Source organism: Sanguibacter sp. TS_SC_8 (assembly GCF_055361235.1).
In genome coordinates this window covers 1,415,091-1,434,297 of the sequence record NZ_CM143955.1, presented here as the reverse complement: position 1 = coordinate 1,434,297, position 19,207 = coordinate 1,415,091, and the positions used below count along the sequence as shown (strand labels likewise).

Annotated in this window: 11 protein-coding genes; 7 read left to right on the top strand and 4 right to left on the bottom strand. The window is 72.4% G+C overall.

Features of this window, described 5'->3' with window-relative positions; all coding sequences use genetic code 11:
* Window positions 1–101 precede the first annotated feature (101 nt).
* The 7 genes from ACWA15_RS06425 to ACWA15_RS06395 are packed head-to-tail and all read left to right on the top strand — an operon-like array spanning window position 102 to window position 7,528.
* Window positions 102–1,685, top strand: a complete 1,584-nt coding sequence (locus ACWA15_RS06425) for a hypothetical protein (RefSeq protein ID WP_464058656.1) — start codon at window positions 102–104, stop codon at window positions 1,683–1,685.
* Window positions 1,685–2,347, top strand: a complete 663-nt coding sequence (locus ACWA15_RS06420) for a CIS tube protein (RefSeq protein WP_464058654.1) — start codon at window positions 1,685–1,687, stop codon at window positions 2,345–2,347. Before ACWA15_RS06425 ends, ACWA15_RS06420 begins: the two co-directional genes overlap by 1 nt.
* Window positions 2,344–4,131 carry a phage baseplate assembly protein V gene (locus tag ACWA15_RS06415; RefSeq protein ID WP_464058651.1) on the top strand — a complete coding sequence of 596 codons (1,788 nt, stop codon included), beginning with the start codon at window positions 2,344–2,346 and terminating at the stop codon, window positions 4,129–4,131. The genes ACWA15_RS06420 and ACWA15_RS06415 overlap by 4 nt, the downstream gene beginning before the upstream one ends.
* Window positions 4,128–4,550 (top strand): GPW/gp25 family protein, encoded by a 423-nt coding sequence (locus ACWA15_RS06410; protein WP_464058649.1) that lies wholly within the window; start codon window positions 4,128–4,130, stop codon window positions 4,548–4,550. The genes ACWA15_RS06415 and ACWA15_RS06410 overlap by 4 nt, the downstream gene beginning before the upstream one ends.
* The gene (locus ACWA15_RS06405; RefSeq protein ID WP_464058647.1) at window positions 4,550–6,499 is read left to right on the top strand and encodes a putative baseplate assembly protein; all 1,950 of its coding nucleotides are present in this window, start codon (window positions 4,550–4,552) and stop codon (window positions 6,497–6,499) included. The genes ACWA15_RS06410 and ACWA15_RS06405 overlap by 1 nt, the downstream gene beginning before the upstream one ends.
* 7 nt (window positions 6,500–6,506) lie before the next feature.
* A complete protein-coding gene (locus tag ACWA15_RS06400; protein ID WP_464058645.1) occupies window positions 6,507–7,076 on the top strand; it encodes a phage tail protein in 570 nt (189 codons plus the stop codon).
* Window positions 7,077–7,081: 5 nt separating this feature from the next.
* Entirely contained in the window at window positions 7,082–7,528 is a 447-nt protein-coding gene (locus ACWA15_RS06395) for a hypothetical protein (protein WP_464058643.1), read from the top strand.
* A 7-nt stretch (window positions 7,529–7,535) separates the two neighbouring features.
* On the opposite strand, the gene ACWA15_RS06390 is transcribed toward ACWA15_RS06395, so the two are convergent.
* The 4 genes from ACWA15_RS06390 to ACWA15_RS06375 are packed head-to-tail and all read right to left on the bottom strand — an operon-like array spanning window position 7,536 to window position 19,206.
* Window positions 7,536–13,748 (bottom strand): carboxypeptidase regulatory-like domain-containing protein, encoded by a 6,213-nt coding sequence (locus ACWA15_RS06390; RefSeq protein ID WP_464058641.1) that lies wholly within the window; start codon window positions 13,746–13,748, stop codon window positions 7,536–7,538.
* Window positions 13,745–16,336 carry a carboxypeptidase regulatory-like domain-containing protein gene (locus ACWA15_RS06385; RefSeq protein ID WP_464058639.1) on the bottom strand — a complete coding sequence of 864 codons (2,592 nt, stop codon included), beginning with the start codon at window positions 16,334–16,336 and terminating at the stop codon, window positions 13,745–13,747. Before ACWA15_RS06385 ends, ACWA15_RS06390 begins: the two co-directional genes overlap by 4 nt.
* Window positions 16,337–18,541 carry a carboxypeptidase regulatory-like domain-containing protein gene (locus ACWA15_RS06380; RefSeq protein ID WP_464058637.1) on the bottom strand — a complete coding sequence of 735 codons (2,205 nt, stop codon included), beginning with the start codon at window positions 18,539–18,541 and terminating at the stop codon, window positions 16,337–16,339.
* Window positions 18,538–19,206 (bottom strand): Pvc16 family protein, encoded by a 669-nt coding sequence (locus ACWA15_RS06375; protein WP_464058635.1) that lies wholly within the window; start codon window positions 19,204–19,206, stop codon window positions 18,538–18,540. The genes ACWA15_RS06380 and ACWA15_RS06375 overlap by 4 nt, the downstream gene beginning before the upstream one ends.
* Window position 19,207: the final 1 nt, after the last annotated feature.

The following is a 19,207-nucleotide window of genomic DNA, read 5'->3' as shown; positions in this document are numbered from 1 at the left end:
ACTCGTTGGGGGTGTCCACGGGGCTGCGCCGCATGATGGGTTCGGGGGCCCGGGTGACCGGACGGGCTCTCTCTGCCGGTGCCACCGTGAACGGTGCCTCCATGGTCGGTGCCTCCATGGTCGGTGCCTCCATGGCAGGCGCCCGCACGGCGGCGGTTCACACCCGCTGGTCCACTGCCGCTGGCGGCCCGGCCGACGCCATGACCCAGGCGTCGACCGGCCGCTCGGCCGGCGCCTCGGCCCGTCCGACGGCCAGCGCCCCGGCAACCACGTCGGCCAGGACCGGCGGTGCGGAGCACTCCGGAAGTCGGGCTGTCACCGCGCGCACCACCGGCGGCACCCGTAGCTCGGGCATGCTGCGCCGCGCGCTCGTCGCCGGTCTGCCGGCCACCCTGACCGGGAAGTCCGCCACCGGTCGTTCCGACACCGGTGGTCCCGACAGCGGTCGCGGCGGCAACGGTCGCGGCGGCAACGGTCGCTCCGGCAGGCTGGGTCGCCCCGGTGCCCCGGGCGCTACCGGCGTCCAGGGAGCCGACTGGCGACGTACCTCGGTGCGCCCGGCGGGCGCAGCACGGTCAGCGGGCGCAGCACGGTCAGCGGGCTCCCCCAGACACGCACCCGCAGCCTCCCAGCTCGACTCCGCCGCTCGACCCATCGCCCAGGCTCCGCTGCGCGGCTGGTCTCGCGGGACGGCGTCGGGCACAGGCGGCCCGACCGGATCGACTCGATCGACTGGTTCAACGGGATCAACCGGATCAACCGGATCGGCGTCCGCCGGCGGGCGGCTGGTCACCCCCGCGGGGCTCGGGTCGCTCAGCGCCTTCCGGCCGGCCCAACCGGTCGTGGGCGCCCGCGGCGACCAGCGCGGCGGGCCGGGTCAGGTGCGACGTCTCTGGCAACCCGCCCGTTCCACAACCGGCCCCGGAGGGCGGTTCACCGCCGCTCCCGCGGCCGCGCCCGCACCGGTCCTGGTGCCGTCCACCACCGGCCCGCTGTCCACCACCGGCCCGCAGTCCCCTCCCGGTCTGCGGTCCACCACCAGCCCGCCCTCGCCCACCGGACCGCCCACCGGACCACCCTCACCGACAGCCGCACGCTCCACGCCGTGGCTCTCCGCGCGCCCGACACCACCGGGTGGCGGGCGCCCGACCCCGGCAGGCGAGGCCGGCTCCACCGGTCCGGTGGGTCCGTCCACGCTGGCGTGGGCCTCGGTGCGGCCCTCCCCCGGGGCCGGCAGCCAGCGCGCCCGTCGCGCCGGCGCCACCCCTGCGCCGTCCACCCCACCGACCGTCCCCGCTGTGGCAGCCGTCACCGACGACGCCGCTCAGCTGGGTATCCTCCGCAGAATGACCGGCCGCACACTGGGCCCACCCCGCGCGCTCGACCTACCCCAAGGACTCCCGATGATCGACGGATCCAGCTCTTCGCGCGGCCAGGGAGCGGGGAGCGGGCAGCTTCCCGGATCGGTTGCCGGCTCCGGAACGGTGTCCCGCCACTCGACCACCCCCGCCCAGCTCGCCGAGATCGAGCAGCACGTCCTCGACCACCTCGATGCCCGCATCACCGCCCGACTCGACGACGAGCTGGCCCAGATCATCGAGGACCGGGTCATCCGGCGCGTCGAGGACCGGCTCCTGGACGAGCTCACCCGCCGCGCATCCTCCTTCACCCCCGGAGCGTTCTGATGTCTGCACCCGAGAAGGCCTTCATCGAGATCGAGGGCGGCGACCGGATCCCCTGCCTGTTCAACCCCTCGCAGCTGACCATCAGCCGCAGCAACCGGTGGACCGGGGACTCGATGCCGGGCCGGGGCGTGCCCAAGCTGCGCTACTCCGGTGCCCGCCCGGGCACGCTCGCCGTCGACCTGTTCTTCGACACGACCCACTCGGGCGCCTCGGTCACCGACCACACGAACAAGATCCTGGCGATCATGGAGATCGACACGTCGCTGCCCGGCTCGAACGAGGCGACCAACAACGCCCGGCCGCCCTACGTCGGCTTCCACTGGGGTGATCTGCACTCCTTCAAGGCGGTCATCTCCGACCTCACCCTGACCTACACGTACTTCTCGACCACGGGTGTGCCGTTGCGCGCCTCGCTCGCCCTGCTGCTGCACCAGTACGAGCCGGCCAACAGCTACGGAGCGCAGAACCCGACGTCGGGCACACCCAACCCGCACCGGGTGCACCGGGTCCAGGCCGGGGAGACCCTCGACCGGATCGCGGCCCGGTACTACGGGGACGCCACCCGGTGGCGCACCCTCGCCGGGGCGAACACCATCGCCGACCCCCTCGCGCTGCGCCCCGGCTCGCTGCTGTCCATCCCCCGCCTCGAGGACCTCTCGTGAGCATCACCTCGACCGGGGTCCAGCTCTCCCCCACCGTGTCGGTGAACGGCACGGCGCTGAGCGCACCGGACATGTCGATGCTCGTCGAGCTGCGCACCGACCGGGCGGTGCGCACCGTCGGGCGGTGCACGCTGCGCTTCGCCGACCCGGACTACAAGCTCGCCGAGTCCGGCAAGCTGACGATCGGCTCATCGGTCGTGGTGCGCGCCCAGCGCGACGCCCAGAGCTCGTCCATGACGGCGATCTTCACCGGAGAGGTGACCGGACTGGCGCTCAACAACAGCCCGGACGCCCGCCCCGAGCTCGTCGTCACGGTCGAGGACCTGGCTCATCGCCTGGGCCGGGACAGCCACGTGACCACGTACGCCAAGTCCAGCTATCTCGACATCCTCGGCAAGCTCCCCGGCGGTGCGGGTCTGAACCCGAGGATCACCGGCGGGGCGCAGCTGGCCCACGAGTACGTCCTGCAGACCGACACGGACCTGGCCCTGATCAACGACCTCACCGCCCGCACCGGACTGGACTGGATCGTCACCGGCAAGACCTTCACGACGTGGGTCCCGGCCAAGGGGCACCCGGACGAAGCGACCCCGGTCGCCCTCGCCCTCGGGGTCGACATCGACGACTTCTCCGTGCAGGTGACCTCGGCCGCACCGACCTCGGTCGAGGTCCGCGGCTTCGACGTGCGGACCTTCAGCGAGGTCGTGGGGACCGAGAAGGGGCGCAGCGCCCGGTCCGGGGGCCCCGCGCTGGCCAAGCCGAGCTCGGCCATGACCTCGAGCGTCCTGGACATCTCCGGCTACCCCTCCTCCAGCACCGAGGCCAGCGAGCTCGCCGCGGCGCGGCTCAACGCCCAGGGCAACGTCACCGCCCGCGGCCGGCTGCACATCCACCCCGCCATCACCCCCGGCGGCCGGGTCAAGCTGGCCGACGCCGGGCCGGCGTCGGGCGAGTACTACGTCCGGGAGGTGTCCCACGTGTACTCCTCCCGCGGGTTCCACACCGAGCTCGTGGCCGGTGACAGCCCGCGCTCGACGCTGCGGTCGGTGCTGGGCGCCCAGGCCGCGCCGAGCACGGCGAGCTTCATCCGCCAGGGCACCGTCGTGGGGATGGTCACGAACATCACCGACCCGGAGAAGCTCGGCCGGGTCAAGGTGAAGTTCCCGGTGCTCGGCGACGCGATCGAGTCCGAGTGGGCCCGGGTCACCTCGGTCGGTGGCGGCCCCAGCCGCGGGCTCGTGGCGACCCCCGAGGTCAACGACGAGGTCCTGGTGACCTTCGAGAACGGGGACATGCGCCGACCGGTCGTCATCGGGGGGATGCACAACGGCAAGAACACCCCGGCCGCGCACTCGGTCGCCAGCTCGGACGGGAAGGTTGACACCCGCTCGTTGTCCTCCCGGCTCGGGCACGTCGTCGAGCTCTCCGACGGCGCAGCGCGGGACAAGCAGTACGTGCTCGTCTCCCTCGCCGGGCAGGAGCACAAGTTGCACCTGGGCAAGGACCGGGCCGACCTCGTCGTCCCGGCCGACGTCCCCCTCACCATCTCCTCAGGAACGTCGAAGATCACCTTCGACGGGTCGGGGAAGATCACCCTGAAAGGCACCGAGATCACCATCGAAGCGGACTCCAAGATCTCGCTCAAGGCCCCGACCATCGACGTGGCGGCCAGCGCCGCGCTCACCGCCTCGGGCACCTCCAAGGCCGAGCTCTCCGGGGGGATGGTCTCGGTCAAGGGCTCCGGCGTCACGGAGGTCTCCGGTGCGATGGTGATGATCAATTGAGTGTCCAGAGCTCCTCCGAGGTCCCCTCGTTCATCGGCCGCGGGTTCAGCTGGCCGATGGCCGTGGACCACACCGGGTCGATCGCGCTGACCAACGGCGCCCACGACCTCGACCACTCGATCAGCGTCGTGCTGCTCACCGCCCCCGGTGAACGGCTCATGCGCCCCCAGTTCGGCTGCCGGATCTGGGACCTGCTCTTCGAGCCGGTCAACGCCAACCTGCTCGGGCTCATCTCCCAGGCGGTCCGCGACGCGCTCGCCCAGTGGGAGCCGCGGATCGCGGTCGAGGACGTGCGTCCCGTCCAGGACGCCAAGGACTCCGCGCTGGTCCGCATCGAGATCCTCTATCGCGTCAAGGCGACCAACGATCGCCGCAACCTGGTCTACCCCTTCTACGTCATACCTCGCGAGGACTCCTGATGCCCATTCCCGCACCGAACCTTGACGACCGTTCCTTCCAGGACATCGTCGACGAGACCAAGCGGCTGATCCCCCGGTTCACCCCGGAGTGGACCAACCACAACGTCTCCGACCCGGGAGTCGCGCTCATCGAGCTCTTCGCGTGGATGTCTGAGATGGTGCTGTTCCGCGTCAACCAGGTGCCCGAGCGGCTCTACGTCCACTTCCTCAACCTCGTGGGCATCGAGCAGTTCCCCCCGAGCGTGGCGCACACGAACCTCAGCTTCTGGCTCTCGGGACCGGCCGCCGCCCCGGTGCGGGTGCCCGCCGGGACCGAGGTGTCCACCCTCGCGGCCGCCGAGGCCACCGGCGTCGTCTTCACCACGACCGCCGAGGCCCTCGTGGTGCCCCCGGTCCTGACCATGGTGCACACCGTCCAGGCCGGCTCGGAGGCCGTCACCGACGGCTGGGAGGCGCTCACCTACCCCGGGACGTCCCTGACCTGCTTCGCGACGCCCGGGCTGGCCGAGAACGACGCCGCGTACTTCGGCTTCACGACGTCGCTGGCCAACCTCGCGATCAACCTCACCGTCCGCGCGCACGCCGAGGGCATCGGTGTCGACCCGCGCAACCCGCCGCTGCTGTGGGAGGTGTGGTCCGGGGAGGTCTGGATCCCGGCGCGGGTGCAGGCCGACTCGACCGGCGGCCTCAACCGGGACGGTGCCGTCATCCTCCTGGTCCCCGACCAGCACGAGGCGCTCACCCTCGGCGGGAAGCCCGGCTACTGGCTGCGCGCGCGGCTCACCCGGCCGCTGCCCGGCCAGCCCACCTACCAGGCCTCCCCCCAGATCGAGGAGCTCACGGTCGCCGCCGTCGGCGTCACGGTCGCAGCCGAGCACGCATCCGCCGCGGCGGCGGAGATCATCGGACGCTCCACGGGCGTGTCCAGCCAGGTGTTCGCGGTGACGCACACGCCGGTCGCGACGCGCCGCGGCGAGGAGGCGGTGCGGGTCATCACCCACGACCAGTCGACGCCCTGGACCGAGGTGCCTGACTTCTCCGCCTCCGGTCCCCTCGACCAGCACGTCGTGTGGGACTCGATCACCGGCGACATCCAGTTCGGTCCGAGCGTGCGCTACCCCGACGGGACCGTCGTCCAGCACGGCGCGGTGCCCCCCGACGGCGCCCAGATCCAGGTGACGAGCTACCGCTACGGCGGCGGAGCGGCCGGGAACGTGGGTGCGGGGACCTTGACCGTGCTGCGCTCCAGCGTCCCGTTCGTCGCGAGCGTGACCAACCTCGCCGCGGCGAGCGGCGGCGTGGACGCCGAGAGCATCGAGGAGGCGAAGGTCCGCGGTCCGTTGACGCTGCGCACCGGGGAGCGAGCGGTCACCGCGGGCGACTACGAGCGCATCACCCACGAGTCCTCGGTCGAGGTCGCCCGGGCGGCGTGCCTGCCCCGCAGCGGCGGGGCCCCCGGCGCGGTGCGGGTGCTCGTCGTCCCGCAGGTCCGCAAGGACCCGCGCGACCACACGATCGACGACTTCGCCCTCTCCACCCCGCTCGTCGCCTCGATCACCCAGGCCCTCGAGGCCCGCCGGCTCGTGGGGGCCGCGATCGAGGTCGGCACACCCTTCTACCAGGGCGTGAGCGTCGCGGTGCTGCTGCACGCGCTGCCCGGGCGCTCGGCGCCGCTCCTGAGGCAGCGGGTGCTCGAGGCGATCACCCGGTACGTCAACCCGCTCTTCGGCGGCCCGGACGGGACCGGCTGGCAGTTCGACACCGACCTGACCGCCACGGCCGTGGCCCAGCTCATCGAGCCGATCGAGGGCATCGAGCGCATCGACGAGGTGCAGCTCTTCGACTACGACCTGCGCAACGGGACGCGGATCGGCGCGGGCCGGGACACGCTGCGACTGTCCCCGGACGCACTGTTCCTGTCAGCGGACCACCGCGTCGTGGTCCGGTGATCGCCCTGTGAGACGTTCCGACTGGCTGGTCAACCAGCTCCCGCCGGCGATGCTCCAGGAGAGCTTCTTCCGGCGCTTCGTCGAGCTGTTCCAGGCGCAGGCCGACACCGTCATGGCGCACGCGGACAACCTCGTGCACCTGCCCGACCCGCGCATCACCCCTCCGCAGATGCTGCCCTGGCTCGCCAGCTGGATCGGCCTGGAGTCGGTCGACGGCGCGGGCAGCGCGGACGTGCAGCGCGAGGTGCTGCGCACGGCAGCACGCACCCTCGCCTGGCGCGGCACGCCGTTCGGGCTGTGGACGATCCTCGAGCTGTTCAGCGGCGGCCCGGTCGTCATCGAAGAAGGTGGTGGGGTGTGGCGCGAGGGTGAGAGCCCGATCGACACGGCGTGGGTGGTGATGCGCGTCGCCTCGACGGGTAATCTCTCGGAGCGGGCGTTCGCGAAGCTCGTCGCCGACGAGGTGCCCGCTCACGTCCGCGCGGAGCTGTGGGTGGGCGACAAGCTCGTCTGGCCCAGACAGACCACGGACTCCACCACGCACGTCGCCCTCCCCCAACCGCCCACGGAGACCTGACCCTGATGCAGCTCACCAGCGTGACGTGCCCCGAGTGCGGGACGCCCAGCGAGATCATGAACGGCCGACGCGACGCGAGCGACTTCTGCCGGACCTGCGACTTCCCGCTGTTCTGGTCGAGCACGGCCATCGCGGTCCGCGGCCCCGACGACGACTCCGGAGACGCCCTGCGCCGCCTGCCCGGTACCTCCGGGACCGGCGTGAGCTACTCCGTGCCGTGCCCCACCTGCGGAGAGCTCAACGTGCCCACCGCATGGGTGTGCCTGCGGTGCACGGGGAGCATGACCCCGCCTCCTCCGCCGGTCCCGGCCCCGGTCCCCCAGCCCGTGCCGGCCCCCGCCCCCGAGCCGGTCGCCCCGCTCGAGGAGGAGCCGCGCTTCCGGTGGTGGGTGCTCGTCGCGGCGGCCCTGGCGCTGACGACCTTCGTCGTCGTGGTGCTGCAGCTCGCCTGACCCTCGCCTACGGAACCTCCGTCGGCGTGGGGGTGGGGGTGGGCGCGGGCGTCGCTGCCACCGTCACGGTGAACTGCGCCGATGTCGACGCTGCGTGGTCCGTGCCGGACGGGGTGAAGGTGGCCCTAAAGTCCGGGTAGCTCCCGGCCTTGAGCGTCTTGACGCACGTGATCGGGGCGGAGGCAGTGACCGTCGCGGTGCAGGTCGCGGACGGTCCGGCGCTGGCCGAGGTGAAGGTCATCGTCCCGGCGACCTGCGGGGTGACGGTCGCACTGAACGTCGCCACCAGGCCGACCGTGGTGGCGTCGGCGCCGGAGACCGACGTCGCGACCTTCGTGACCGCGACCGAGGCCGCCCCCTCGGACGTGAGCAGCTGCGCCGTCCCGCCTCCGGCAGCCCTGCCCAGGTACTCGGCCGTGAGCGTCACCGAGGGCCGGTCCACCATGGCCTCGGTGATGAGCACGTCCCCGGTCGTCGCCTTCCCACCGGACGCGGCGAAGGTCCCCAGAGCTGTCCCGCCGAGCGTGAACTCCACGTCGCCGGTGATCCCCGTGACGCCCGGGGCCGTGACGGTCGCGGTGAACCGCGCCGTCTGACCGACCGTGAGCGTCGCCGGTGTGCTGGTGACCGTCGTGGTGGTGGTCACCGGCGGCTGGCTCAGGGTGAAGGCCGCGCGGACGTCCCGGTCCGCGGCCGACACGGCGATGCTCGTCGGTGCGATCACCCACGGCGGGGCCGCGCTCGGCGTCACCGTGTAGGCGCCGGCGAGCAGGGAGATCGTCCGCGTCCCGGAGCTGACCGGGACCGAGACCACCTGGGGCGTGATCGCGGGCCCTCCCGCGGGCGCCCCGGCGATCGTCACCTCGAGCGAGTCGGGTCCCGAGGCCGGGGCCGAGGCTGACAGCGTGATGGCGACCTCGGTGACCGCCGCCGTGACCGTCACGGGGTTCGCTCCGTCGTCGGCGACGGACGCGGTCGTGGTCCACGGGTGCCCGGCGGCCCCCGTCACCGTCGCCGTCCAGACCCCCGTAGGGACCTGGCTGAAGCTCGTCGTGTACGTGTTCCCGGCGCCGCGCACCAGGGGCTGGGCGGCCAGGGACGCCGGACTCACACCGGGAGTGGTCGTGCTCAGGCCGACGAGCGCCCCGGTGAGGTCGGAGCCGTCGGCGGTCACGACCACGCTCACCTGCCGGGTCACCGGGAACATCACCAGGTCGAGCACCGCGACCTGTCCGTTGCGCACGGCGATCGTCCGGGTGAGCGACCCGTAGCCGGTCAGCTCGGAGGTCAGGGTGTAGGTCGCGTCCGGAAGGCCTTCGAAGACGAAGATGCCGTTGGCGTCGGAGACCATCGGAGTGCCGACGGCCGCTCCCGCAGCGTCCTTGAGGGTGACGGTCGCCCCGGGAAGGATCACGGGTGCCCCGCCGCCGCTCTGGCTGGAGACCGTTCCGCGCACCGTGTTGGTCATGGTGACCAACGGGACGGTGACGACCCAGGGATTCTGTCCGAGCACGGGACTCACCGCGAGGGACAGCCGAGAGTGCCCCTGGGCGCTGCCGTCGATCTCCAGGACCGACTGGACCGGCAGGACCCCCTCGAAGAGGTACTCGCCGACCTCGAGCGGTGCACACCCCGGTGCGGACGGCACAGACTCGGCCGGCACGGTCCCGGACTGCGCGTGGGTGCAGGTGGGCCGGAGCGAGGCTCCGGAGTTGATGAGCTGCACGGTGAGGCCGTCGATGCCCTGACCCGTCTCCAAGGACTTCACCACGGTGACCTTGAAGTCGACCCGCTCGAGGGTCAGCGCGATGTTCTGTGACGTGGTCGCCCCCATCGTCACCACGACAGCGGGCAGCGACCAGTCGGCATACCCCTCCAGCGACGCCGTGACCTCCCACGTGCCACCGCGGAGACCGGGCACATCGATCGTGCCGGCCAGCTCGTAACGGCCCTGGGTGTCGCTCACGGTCGTGAACGAGACCTCCCCGGGCTGCGGGTTGGTCCGGGTCGCGGTGATGCTCACACCCGCAAGGTTCTGGGAGTTCGCACCGACCTGCGTGGTCACCCCTCCGGCGATCGATCCGTACTGCGCCAGGAGCACGACCTCAGGCTCGGTGATCGCGTTCTGTCCCGCGTCCACCGTGATCTCCTTCTCGCCGCCGACGAACCCCGCCGCCTGGATTGCCACCCGGTAGGTCCCTGACGGGAGCTCGCCGAAGTCGACGGAGTTCTGCCCGGGTGCGGCGGTCGCGGTCTGCTGGCTGCCGTTGCCGCGCAGGGTCATGACCGGGTTGGGCACCGGGGTGCAGGAGGACAGATCCGTCACGTCGCACGTGTCGGAGTAGGCGGCGACGCGGAGGTCACCGAACCGCTCCAGCTTCACCGACACCTCGGTGACCACGCTCGGGCCCACCATCATCGTCCCCCCAGGCAGGATCGTGAAGGACTGCACCACCGGGTCGAAGCCGGCCAGGCTGACCCGGATGCTGTAGGCGCCGGGTCGGGCCATCCGTCCGCCCGCCGAGGCCGGGTCCTCCGGTTGGGTCAGGTCCGACCACACGAGCCGTCCCGAGACCGCAGTCGACGGTGTTCCCACCGCGGCGATCGTCACCGGACCGGCACCGGGAGGGCTGCTGAGGACCTCGACCTTCACGGCGGACAGCTGATTGGCCGCGCTCGCCACGGCACCGACAAGCGTGATCGTCCCGGCGAAAGGCTGCCCGACCGGCTGCAGCTCCATCTCGGTCACGGTGTTCGCGACAGTCACTCCCTGGAAGGTCTGCGCCTTGAAGTCGTCGTCGGCACCACCCGAGCCGGTGGCCCCGGCGAAGGCGACGTCGACCGTGTCGGCGACGACCGGCAGGTAGTTGGCCGCCGCGGAGTCGGTGCTCTGCGTCGTGATGGTCCCGTCGCTGCTGCTGGTCACCAGCACGGTGTGGCGGACCGGGGTGGCGCCGGTATAGCCGATGATGCCGGTCACCTTGACAGGGAGGGACCCGACGCCGGTGACCGAGTCGGCCGAGAGGCGCGTGATGAGCTTGCCCGTGAAGTTCTGAGCAGTGTTGGTGAGCACGAGCTGGGAGCTCAGCTCCTGGTTGTGGGCCAGCGTGACCCCCTCGAGCTTCCCCGTGAGCGTGGTGACCGGGGTGGTGGCCGTGAGCGCGGACACGTCGAACCGGTACGCACCGGCCGGGAGGTTCGTGAGCTGGACAAGCCCCTGGGCGTTGGCGGTCCCGCTGGCCTGCGGCACCTCCGTGCCGTCTGGCAGCAGCAGGACCGCCGCGACCTTGGCCTCACTCGCCGAGACGAGCGCGGACGACCCGGTGCTGATGAGCGTGGTGATGGAGATCCGGGCCAGTCGGTGGAGCACCGCGTCGAAACGGCGCACGTCACCGGCCAGCAGGGAGATCTCGGTGGGAGCGTCCGTGAAGACGTACTCGGCGTCGCCCGACTGGACCGAGGCGGAGTAGCTCCCGCTGGGGATGTTCGTGATCGTGTAGCCGCCGTTGACCCCGGTCAGGCCACACCTCGCCGGGGCGTCGATCACACAGGTCGCGGCGCCTGCCGGGTCCAGGACCTCCGAGCACCCTGCCGCCGGCACGGTCGTCCCGCTGGGCACGACGATCACGCAGGTGCCGTCGGGCACGCTGCCCACCCGGGCGAGCACGGTTCCCATGAGGGAGGGTGAAGGATAGAGCGCGACCTGTCCGGCGGTCACCGTGGCGTCCATCGGCACGCTCACCCGGATGCTCGACGGCTCGTACCCCGGTGCCGACACCTCGAGCACGTAGAGGCCGGGCAGCAGGCCCTCCTCCCCGGCCCCCGGGATGAGGTACTCGGTGTTCGGGTCCGCGGTGACCGAGATGTCGCGGGGCGACCCGTCGAGGGCCTGCGCCTTGAGCTTCACCGTCACCAGGCACGCCTCCCCGGGGGCCAGGCCCGTGCAGGTCAGCTGCCCGTTGGTCCGGGCGTCACCCACCCGCCCGCGGATGCGTGAGGTGGAGACCAGGCCGTCGCCCTCGACCTCGGTCAGCACGAGGTCGACGATCGTGGCGAAGCCCGCGCTCGCGCGGACCGTCGCGTACCCGGTGAGGTGCCCGAACTGGGTCGCGGAGACGACGTACTCCCCCGGCGCGATGCCGTTGAGGCGGAACGAACCGTCTCCGGTGACCATCGTCTTGTAGGTGTTGTCGTCGTTGTGCAGGGTGATCCCCGCGCTCGTCAACGGCTCCCCGGCGGTGTCGGTGACCCGGCCCTGGACGGCGCCGTTCGCCGTGCGCAGCGCGACGTCGAGCGTCGAGGAGGAGGTCGCCGCATCGAGGGTGAGCTGGAGCGTCTGGGTCGCGTAGCCGTCGGCTTCGACCGTGATCTCGTAGCTGCCCGGGATCGGCAGGTCGACGAGCGTGTACGATCCGACCATTCCGGAGGTCACGGTCGACGCGGTGCGCGTCGTCTTCCCGTCGCTGGCGGTCACGGTGGCTCCTCCGACGCCCGAGTCGAAGCCGAGGGAGTCGGGGCCGGTGACGATCCCGGACAGGCTCGCGACGCCGTTGCTCAGCGCCATGTCAGCGGTGGCGGTGCCCCCCGCGGCGAGGGTCACCAGCCGCGACTGGGCGCCGAGCCCGTTGCCCTGGGCGGTCACGAGGTACGTGCTGGGCGTGGAGAGTCCCTCGACGGCCCAGGAGCCCACCGAGCCTGAGGTCGTGGTCGACGTCGTGACGGTGGTCGTGCCGTCGGTGATGACGATGTCGACCCCACCGGCGCCCGCGCCGTCGGGGCCGGTGACCCGCCCGGAGAGCTGCCCGTCCCCGGCGACGAGCTCGACGTCGAGGCCGGCCGCGGCCTCTGCCCCGGAGACCACGTGCCGCACCGTCTGGTAGCCGGGTTTGGAGACGGTGAGGAGGTAGTTGAGGTTGGGCGAGAGCCCGGCGAAGGCCCACGCGCCGTCGTCGCCCGTGGAGGTGGTGCGGGTGGTCGCGAGCGAGGTCGTCGACTCGATCGCCACGCCCCGGGTGGAGGTCTTGGCGAGCGGCGCGTCGTCGGTGTCCCGAGCCGGCCCGGCAGCCAGCCCAGCAGCCAGAACGGCGTGCACCGGCACGGGCGCGGAGCTGGACATCCCGCCGGCGCCGCCGCCGCCACCCGGGGCGTCGGCGATGATGCTCGCCGGGGAGATCTGGACCTGCACCCCGGCCGGGTCGGTCGCCGTGACCACGCCGCCGATCCGGACGGTCGGTTCCACCTCCTGCGCTGCGCCACCGGCCCCGTCACCCCCGGCACCGCCGGGGTCGTCGGCACCGTCGGCACCGCCGGGGTCGGCCGGGTCGCCGGAGTCGCCCGGCGCGCCGGGATCGGTGCCCGCCCCAGCGGCCGGGTCGGCCGTCTGCTGGGCCGTCACGCGGTCGGTCAGCCACGGCAGGCCGACCACCAGGCCACCCGCCCAGATGGCCATGATGAGCAGCAGGGACATGACCCGCATGAACCCCGAGCTGAGCAGCGGTCGAGAGGTGATCGTCCCGGAGAACCGGGCCGGCGCCTGCTTTCCCGCCGCCGCGACGGAGAACCCGCGGCGGTTGAGGTGCCCGAGGAGCTGGGGACGCAGGTTGCGGGCCTGGGCGGTGAGCCTCAGGGTCGTCCGGGCGGGGACCACGACGTCGCGGTCGCTCAGCTCCAGGCGCAGCCCCGCGTCGGTGCGGGTGGACAGCACCACCTCGACCGGCTCGCTGCCGGTGTTGGAGAGCACGACGTCGACCTTGCGGCGCAACCGCATGCGGGAGTCGGCCGGCTCGACCGTGAGCAGCACCTCGCTCGGGGCGTCGACCGTGAGGTGCGCCTCCACGAGCGTGGTCGCCTGGGCGGCGGCCGGCGCCTGATCGGCGGGGCGCGGCTGGGCAGGGGGGAGCGCCTGGGCGGCGCCCACCGGCAGCGCCTGGACGACGACGACGAAGGGGTACTCCCCCGGCACGGCGCCGATGCCTGGCACGAGTCCGGCCTCGGCGGACACGGTCATGTCTGCGGGGACGTCACGGAGCACGACCGGCTCGGGCGCCCAGCCGTCGTCGAGCCCGATCACCGTGACCGAGATGTCCCGCGGTCCGTCGCCGAGGTTGCGGACGTGCACCCGCATGGTCGCGGGGTTTCCCGCGCTCGCGTGGACGTCGTCCTCGACGAGGACGCTGGGTGCACCGTTGCTGCGGACGGTCGTGGTGAGCTGCTCGGTCATGACAAGGACTCCAGGGTGAAGTCGTACGTGGCTGAATCGCTCTGAGCGATCGTGATCGCGGTGGAGGTGGCCAGGGACGTGGTGCCGGCCGCTGATCTCACCTCGATGATGTAGTGCGCTGGTGCGTCCACGTCCTCGAAGGCGTACCTGCCGTCCGTGCCGGTGCGGGTGACCGCGACGGGGGCGGCCGCCGTCCCGAACTGCTCCGCGGTGTACAGGCGCAGCTCGACACCGGCCGCCGGGTCGGTGCCGAGCAGGACGCGGCCGCTGATCGAGGCCGGGGAGACGAGGTTGGGCGTCAGCGCGACGTGCTGACCCGCGGCGAGGGTGACGATGGAGGACATCGACCGCGTGCCCTTGCGGGAGAACGTCACGGTGTACGTGCCCGGAGGCAGGTTCTCCAGGACGAAGTTGCCCCGGCTGGCCTCGGGTGTGGACGCGCTGGTGACCGCGAAGGTCGCTGCTCCCGACGTCGCGGTCACCTGGACGTTGGCCGCCGGCTGGGACACCCCGGTCCCGGTGGCGGTCTGGGTCACGGTGCCGGTGATCCGACCGGTGGCCAGGCGCATGCTCGCGTCGATGCTCGTCACGGCGGACGAGCCGGTGCTCACGACGCCGTTGGCGTCGATCGTCACCGACGTCACCTGAGACTCCAGGTCCGCCCGGGAGAACGTCACCGTGTACGTGCTGGGCAGCGGCAGGGTGCTGATCCGCCAGGCGCCCGACGACCCACCGGACTGGGTGACGGTCTGGCGGGTCACGGGGCCGCCGGTCACGGTCACCGTCACACCGGCGCTCGACGTGCCGGCCGGGGTGGTGACCGTGCCGCCCAGGGTGCCCGAGGACTTCCCCAGCGGGACCGACAGGCCGGTGAGCTGCTGCCCCTCGCTGAGGTTCACGCTCAGGGTCGCCGGCGCGTACCCGGGGGCGCTGACCACGACCGTGAAGGTTCCCGGTGTCTGCAGCCCGCGCAGCGTGAACGTGCCGACGGCGTCCTGGGTGAGGCTGACCGTCTGCGCGACGTTCTGCCCGAAGGTCGCCACCACGGTGGCCCCGGGGACCGGTCCGGACGCGGAGGTGATGGACCCGGCGATGGACCCGTCGCCCTCGATGAGGCTGATCTCGATCCCGGACCGGTCCTCCCCGGCCGCCACGTCCACCCGCTGCACCTGGGTGCTGAACCCCGCCTTGAGCACGACGAGGTCGTACACCCCGGGCGAGGGCACCACCGCGAGGGTGAAGGTCCCGTCCGCGCCGACCGGTGCGGTCCGCACGATCGCGCCGTTGCCGCTCTCGGCGGCTGCGTCTCCGGCGTCCACCATGCCCTGGAGGATCTCGGCGTCCAGGGGGATCTGCAGCTGGACGGTCGCACCGGCCACGTCCGTGCCCAGGACCGTCCCGGAGATGGTCGCGGGCACCCCTCCGAGCAGCACGCTCAGCCCCGTCATCCGCTGACCCGCGCTCAGGGTGAGCGCCTCGGCGTCGGCGTCGGTCAGTGCGGCCGGGTACCAGACCTCGGAGAAGTCCGCCCCGAGCAGCCGGATCTTGTACGTCCCGGCGGGCAGGTTGCCGATCGCGAAGTCACCCTGGTCGTCGGTCGCGGTCGTGGCGATGGCGACCGTCGTGTCGGACTCCTCGTAGGCCTCGACCGAGACCCCGCCGATCGGTTGCCCGTCGGAGAGCAGCCGCACCGTCCCGGCGAAGCCGGCCGTCCCGGTGGTCGAGGTGGTGTCGTAGCGGGCCTGGGCGACCTGGAGGGCGAGGTCGCGGTCGGCGGCCGAGCGCGCCATGACCGACGTCAGCGCGATCGAGATGACGAGCGCGAACAAGGACACCGCGACGAGCAGACCGATCATCGAGATCAGCCCCCGGGCGAACACCGGTTTCTGGATGAAGATGCCGCCGGCCGCCGGGGTCGGTGCCTCGTCGGCGCCCGGGTCGTCGGCCGGGTCGGTGACTCCCGCCGGGACGGCAGGTGCCGGCTCGGCCGGGGCGCGCACCACGCCGTCGTCCACGAAGAGCCCGAAGGGGCGCACCGCGAGCGCTCCGAACACCGGACGCTTGGCCTTGGTGCGCAGACGTCCGTTGAGCGTCTCCCCCGGGGCCAGGCGGAACTGGCCGGGGGTGAAGGCGAAAGTGATCTTCTTCTCGGCGTCCACCCCGCGCAGCGCGCCGGTCAGGACGGTGTTGCCGTGGTTCTCGACGACGACGCCGAACTCGCCGCGCCGACCGGCGGTCACGGTCGCCGGGTCGAGGCGCAGGGCGAGGCCGGGCTGGTCGGGGACGGTGACGACGATCTCCTCGATGGCCACGGCGCGGTCGGCGGTCAGCTCGCGGACCTGGACCGCCATCCGCCGGGCGCCGGCGGGCACCCCCACGGGCAGGCGCAGCCCGACCCGGATCTCGGCGCTGGCATCGGGGAACAGGCGCGCGTCCGGGTTGTCGAAGGTGACCCACTCGGGGTCGGCGCCCAGGAAGCGGAGGGAGTACCCGGCGATGACCTCGGAGGTGTTCGTGATGGTCACGGTGAGGTGCGCAGGCACCCCGGGGACGACGGAGATGCGGCGCTCGGAGACGACGACGCGCACTCAGCTCACCCCTGTCGTCTCGAGGTTGCGGGTGGCGCTCGCCCCGGCGGTGACGGTGACCAGGCCGGTGGCCCGGACCGTGCCGCCGAGGGAGACCGTCACGGTGTACGTGCCGGGGGCGAGGCCGCTGAGCACGTAGACCCCCGGTGACCCGGCTTCGCTGCTGGTGACCGTCGTCCACGACTGGGAGCCGTTGGTGACCACGACGTCGGTGCCCAGGACCGGCTGGCCGTTGGTGGTGACCTGGCCGGTGATCGAGCCGAGGGAGGCGGTCATGGTGACCTTGATCGGCGCGGTCGGTTCCCCGGCGACCAGCTCGACCGGCACGCTCTGCGGCTGGTACCCGGACAGGGTGAAGGTGAGGGTGTAGGAGCCCGGCGACGCGAGCCCGGCGATCGTGAAGCCGCCGACGTTCCCGCTGGTCAGAGTGGTCGCGGTGGTCGACGTCGTGCCTCCGCCGACGCTGATCGTCGCACCGCCCAGGCCCTTGCCCGCCCCGTCCACCAGCCGGCCGGTGAGGGTGCCCACGCCGTCGGCCATCGAGACGACGAGGTCGCTGCGGGACTGCCCGGCGGTGAGGTCGACGACGACCGTCTTGTCGCCGAACCCCTCCTTGGAGAACGTCACGACGTAGGTCCCGGGGGTGCTCAGGCCCGGGATGACGAAGGAGCCCACGACGCCGAGCGTGGGTGTGCCCACGGTGATGTCCTGGCCGTTCAGGGTCGTGGAGACGACGACCCCGCCCAGCGGTGAGATCCCGTCCGTGACCAGGCCGCTGATCTGGCCCGGGGTCGAGCCGAGCCGGATGTCGCTGACGAACCGGGACTGACCGCCCACGAGCGCCTCGCGCGCGCTCGCCGGCTGGTACCCCTCGGCGGTGAAGGTGAGGTCGTAGGTCCCCGGTGCCGGCAGGTCCGCGAGGGTGTACGTGCCGTCCCCTGCCGTCTCGGTCGTGTACTCGAGCGTCGGGTCGGCCTCGGCCCACGAGGGCCTGGCCACGACCGTGGTCACCACCGGCTCGCGCACGTCGCCGGTCTGGACGGTCCCGGACAGGGATGCCGGATGGCCCGTGATGACCATGGAGGCGGGGTCGCTGACCTCCTGCGCGCGGGCCCGGACGGCCGTCGCACCCGTCTCGGTGGGCACGGCCGGGTACCACAGCGTGTCGTAGCCGTCGGCGCTGATCCGCAGGTAGTACCGCCCGGGGAACAGCCCAGCGATCGTGAAGGTGCCGTCCGCCTGGGTCGCGGCCGAGGCTGTGACCACCATCCCGGTGCGGCTCATCCGCAGCGCGTCGACCGTGATCAGCCCGACGCCGGCCAGGTCGCTCTGGGCGGTGACGGTCCCGGTCAGGGTGCCTCCCACCCCGGGCCCGACGACGCCGTCCTTGGACAGCGCACCGGCCGGGGCGCCGCCGGCGGTCCCGGAGGCGTCCGAGGCCGCGAAGAACGACGCCGGGGCCACCTTGGCCACAGGGTCGGCGCCCAGCACGTTGCGGATGCCGAAGAGGAAGATCGCCGCCCAGATGAGCAGGATCCCGACGAGGATGGCGACCGTGAGCAGTCCGCGGCTGATGAGCGGACGCTGGCGGAGCAGGAGCGAGATCGAGTCCTCGACGTCGCTCGAGGACGCCTCGACGGTGAGCGGACGGTCGAGGTCGGAGCCGAAGACGTGGCGCGGGCCGGTGGCCACGATCGTGGAGAGGACGGCCTCCCCCGGTGCGACGGTCAGCGCCGACGGGGAGATCGTGGTGTTGAGGCTGCGGTCGGAGTCCCGGGCGCGCAGCGCGACGTCGAGGGGGACGTTCCCGCGGTTGATCGTCTCGACGGTGAAGGTCCCGCGCTTGCGCGCACGGATCATGCTCGGTGCGGCGCGCAGCACCATCCGGGGACGGGCACCCACGACCAGCTCGACGTCGTGGTGCACCGGGCGGGCGGCCGGGGTGCTGCCGCACACCTCGATGGTCAGCGGGTGCCGGCCTGCCGGGAAGGTCCCGGGGACGGCGAAGGTCAGGGTGATCTCACCCTGGGCGTCGGGGAAGAGCGCGAGGGAGGCCGGCCGCGCTCGTACCAGGGCGGCGGGCATGCCGATGACCCGGGCGGTGACCCCTTCGATCACCGGCTCGGTGTTGACGACGTCGAGGACGAGGTCGATCGACTCCCCGGGTGAGACCTCCAGACGCGGGACCGCGGCGAGGATCCTCATCGGCCGCTCGCCGCGGACTCCGGGAGCGACTGGGTGTCGGGGGTCTGGGGTCGGGTCTGGGGTCGGGGGGTGTCCGTGCCCCACCGCTGGGTGCCGGCGGGCTGCGTGCGTGCCTTCGCGGACGTGCGCGCACTGATGTCGGCGACCGAGGTCGGGGCGGTCTCCCAGTCGTAGGCGTCCGAGGCCACGGTGACCAAGAGCGTGAAGGACGCCTTGATCCCGCCGCCGAGCGAACCCCACAGCTCGCGGGGGCGGTTGAGCTCGTCGGTGGCCAGGGCCACCTGGATCGAGGAGCTCAGCTCGGTCTCGACCGCCCACTCGGGCAGGACCTGGATCGCCAGCATGCGGGTGAGGACCTCACCGAGCAGCTGGTGCTCGTCGCGCACGCTGCCCGCCCAGGCGCTCACGAGGAAGCTGAACTGGACGAGCGGCAGCGGCGCGCGACGCTCGATGGTGCCGTCCGCGGCGGCGCGCGGCGCCGAGGAGCGTGGCGGCTGGGGGCTGCGGGAGACCGCGTAGAGGAAGACGTTGACGGTGATCCGGTTGACCTGGGCGGACCACGTGCTCGACGGCGGGTCGAAGGAGATGTCACCGATCTCGTCGGTCAGCGGGAGGGTACCGCGGAGGTAGCGCTCGAGCGCGTCCTCGACAGCCGGGATCAGCATG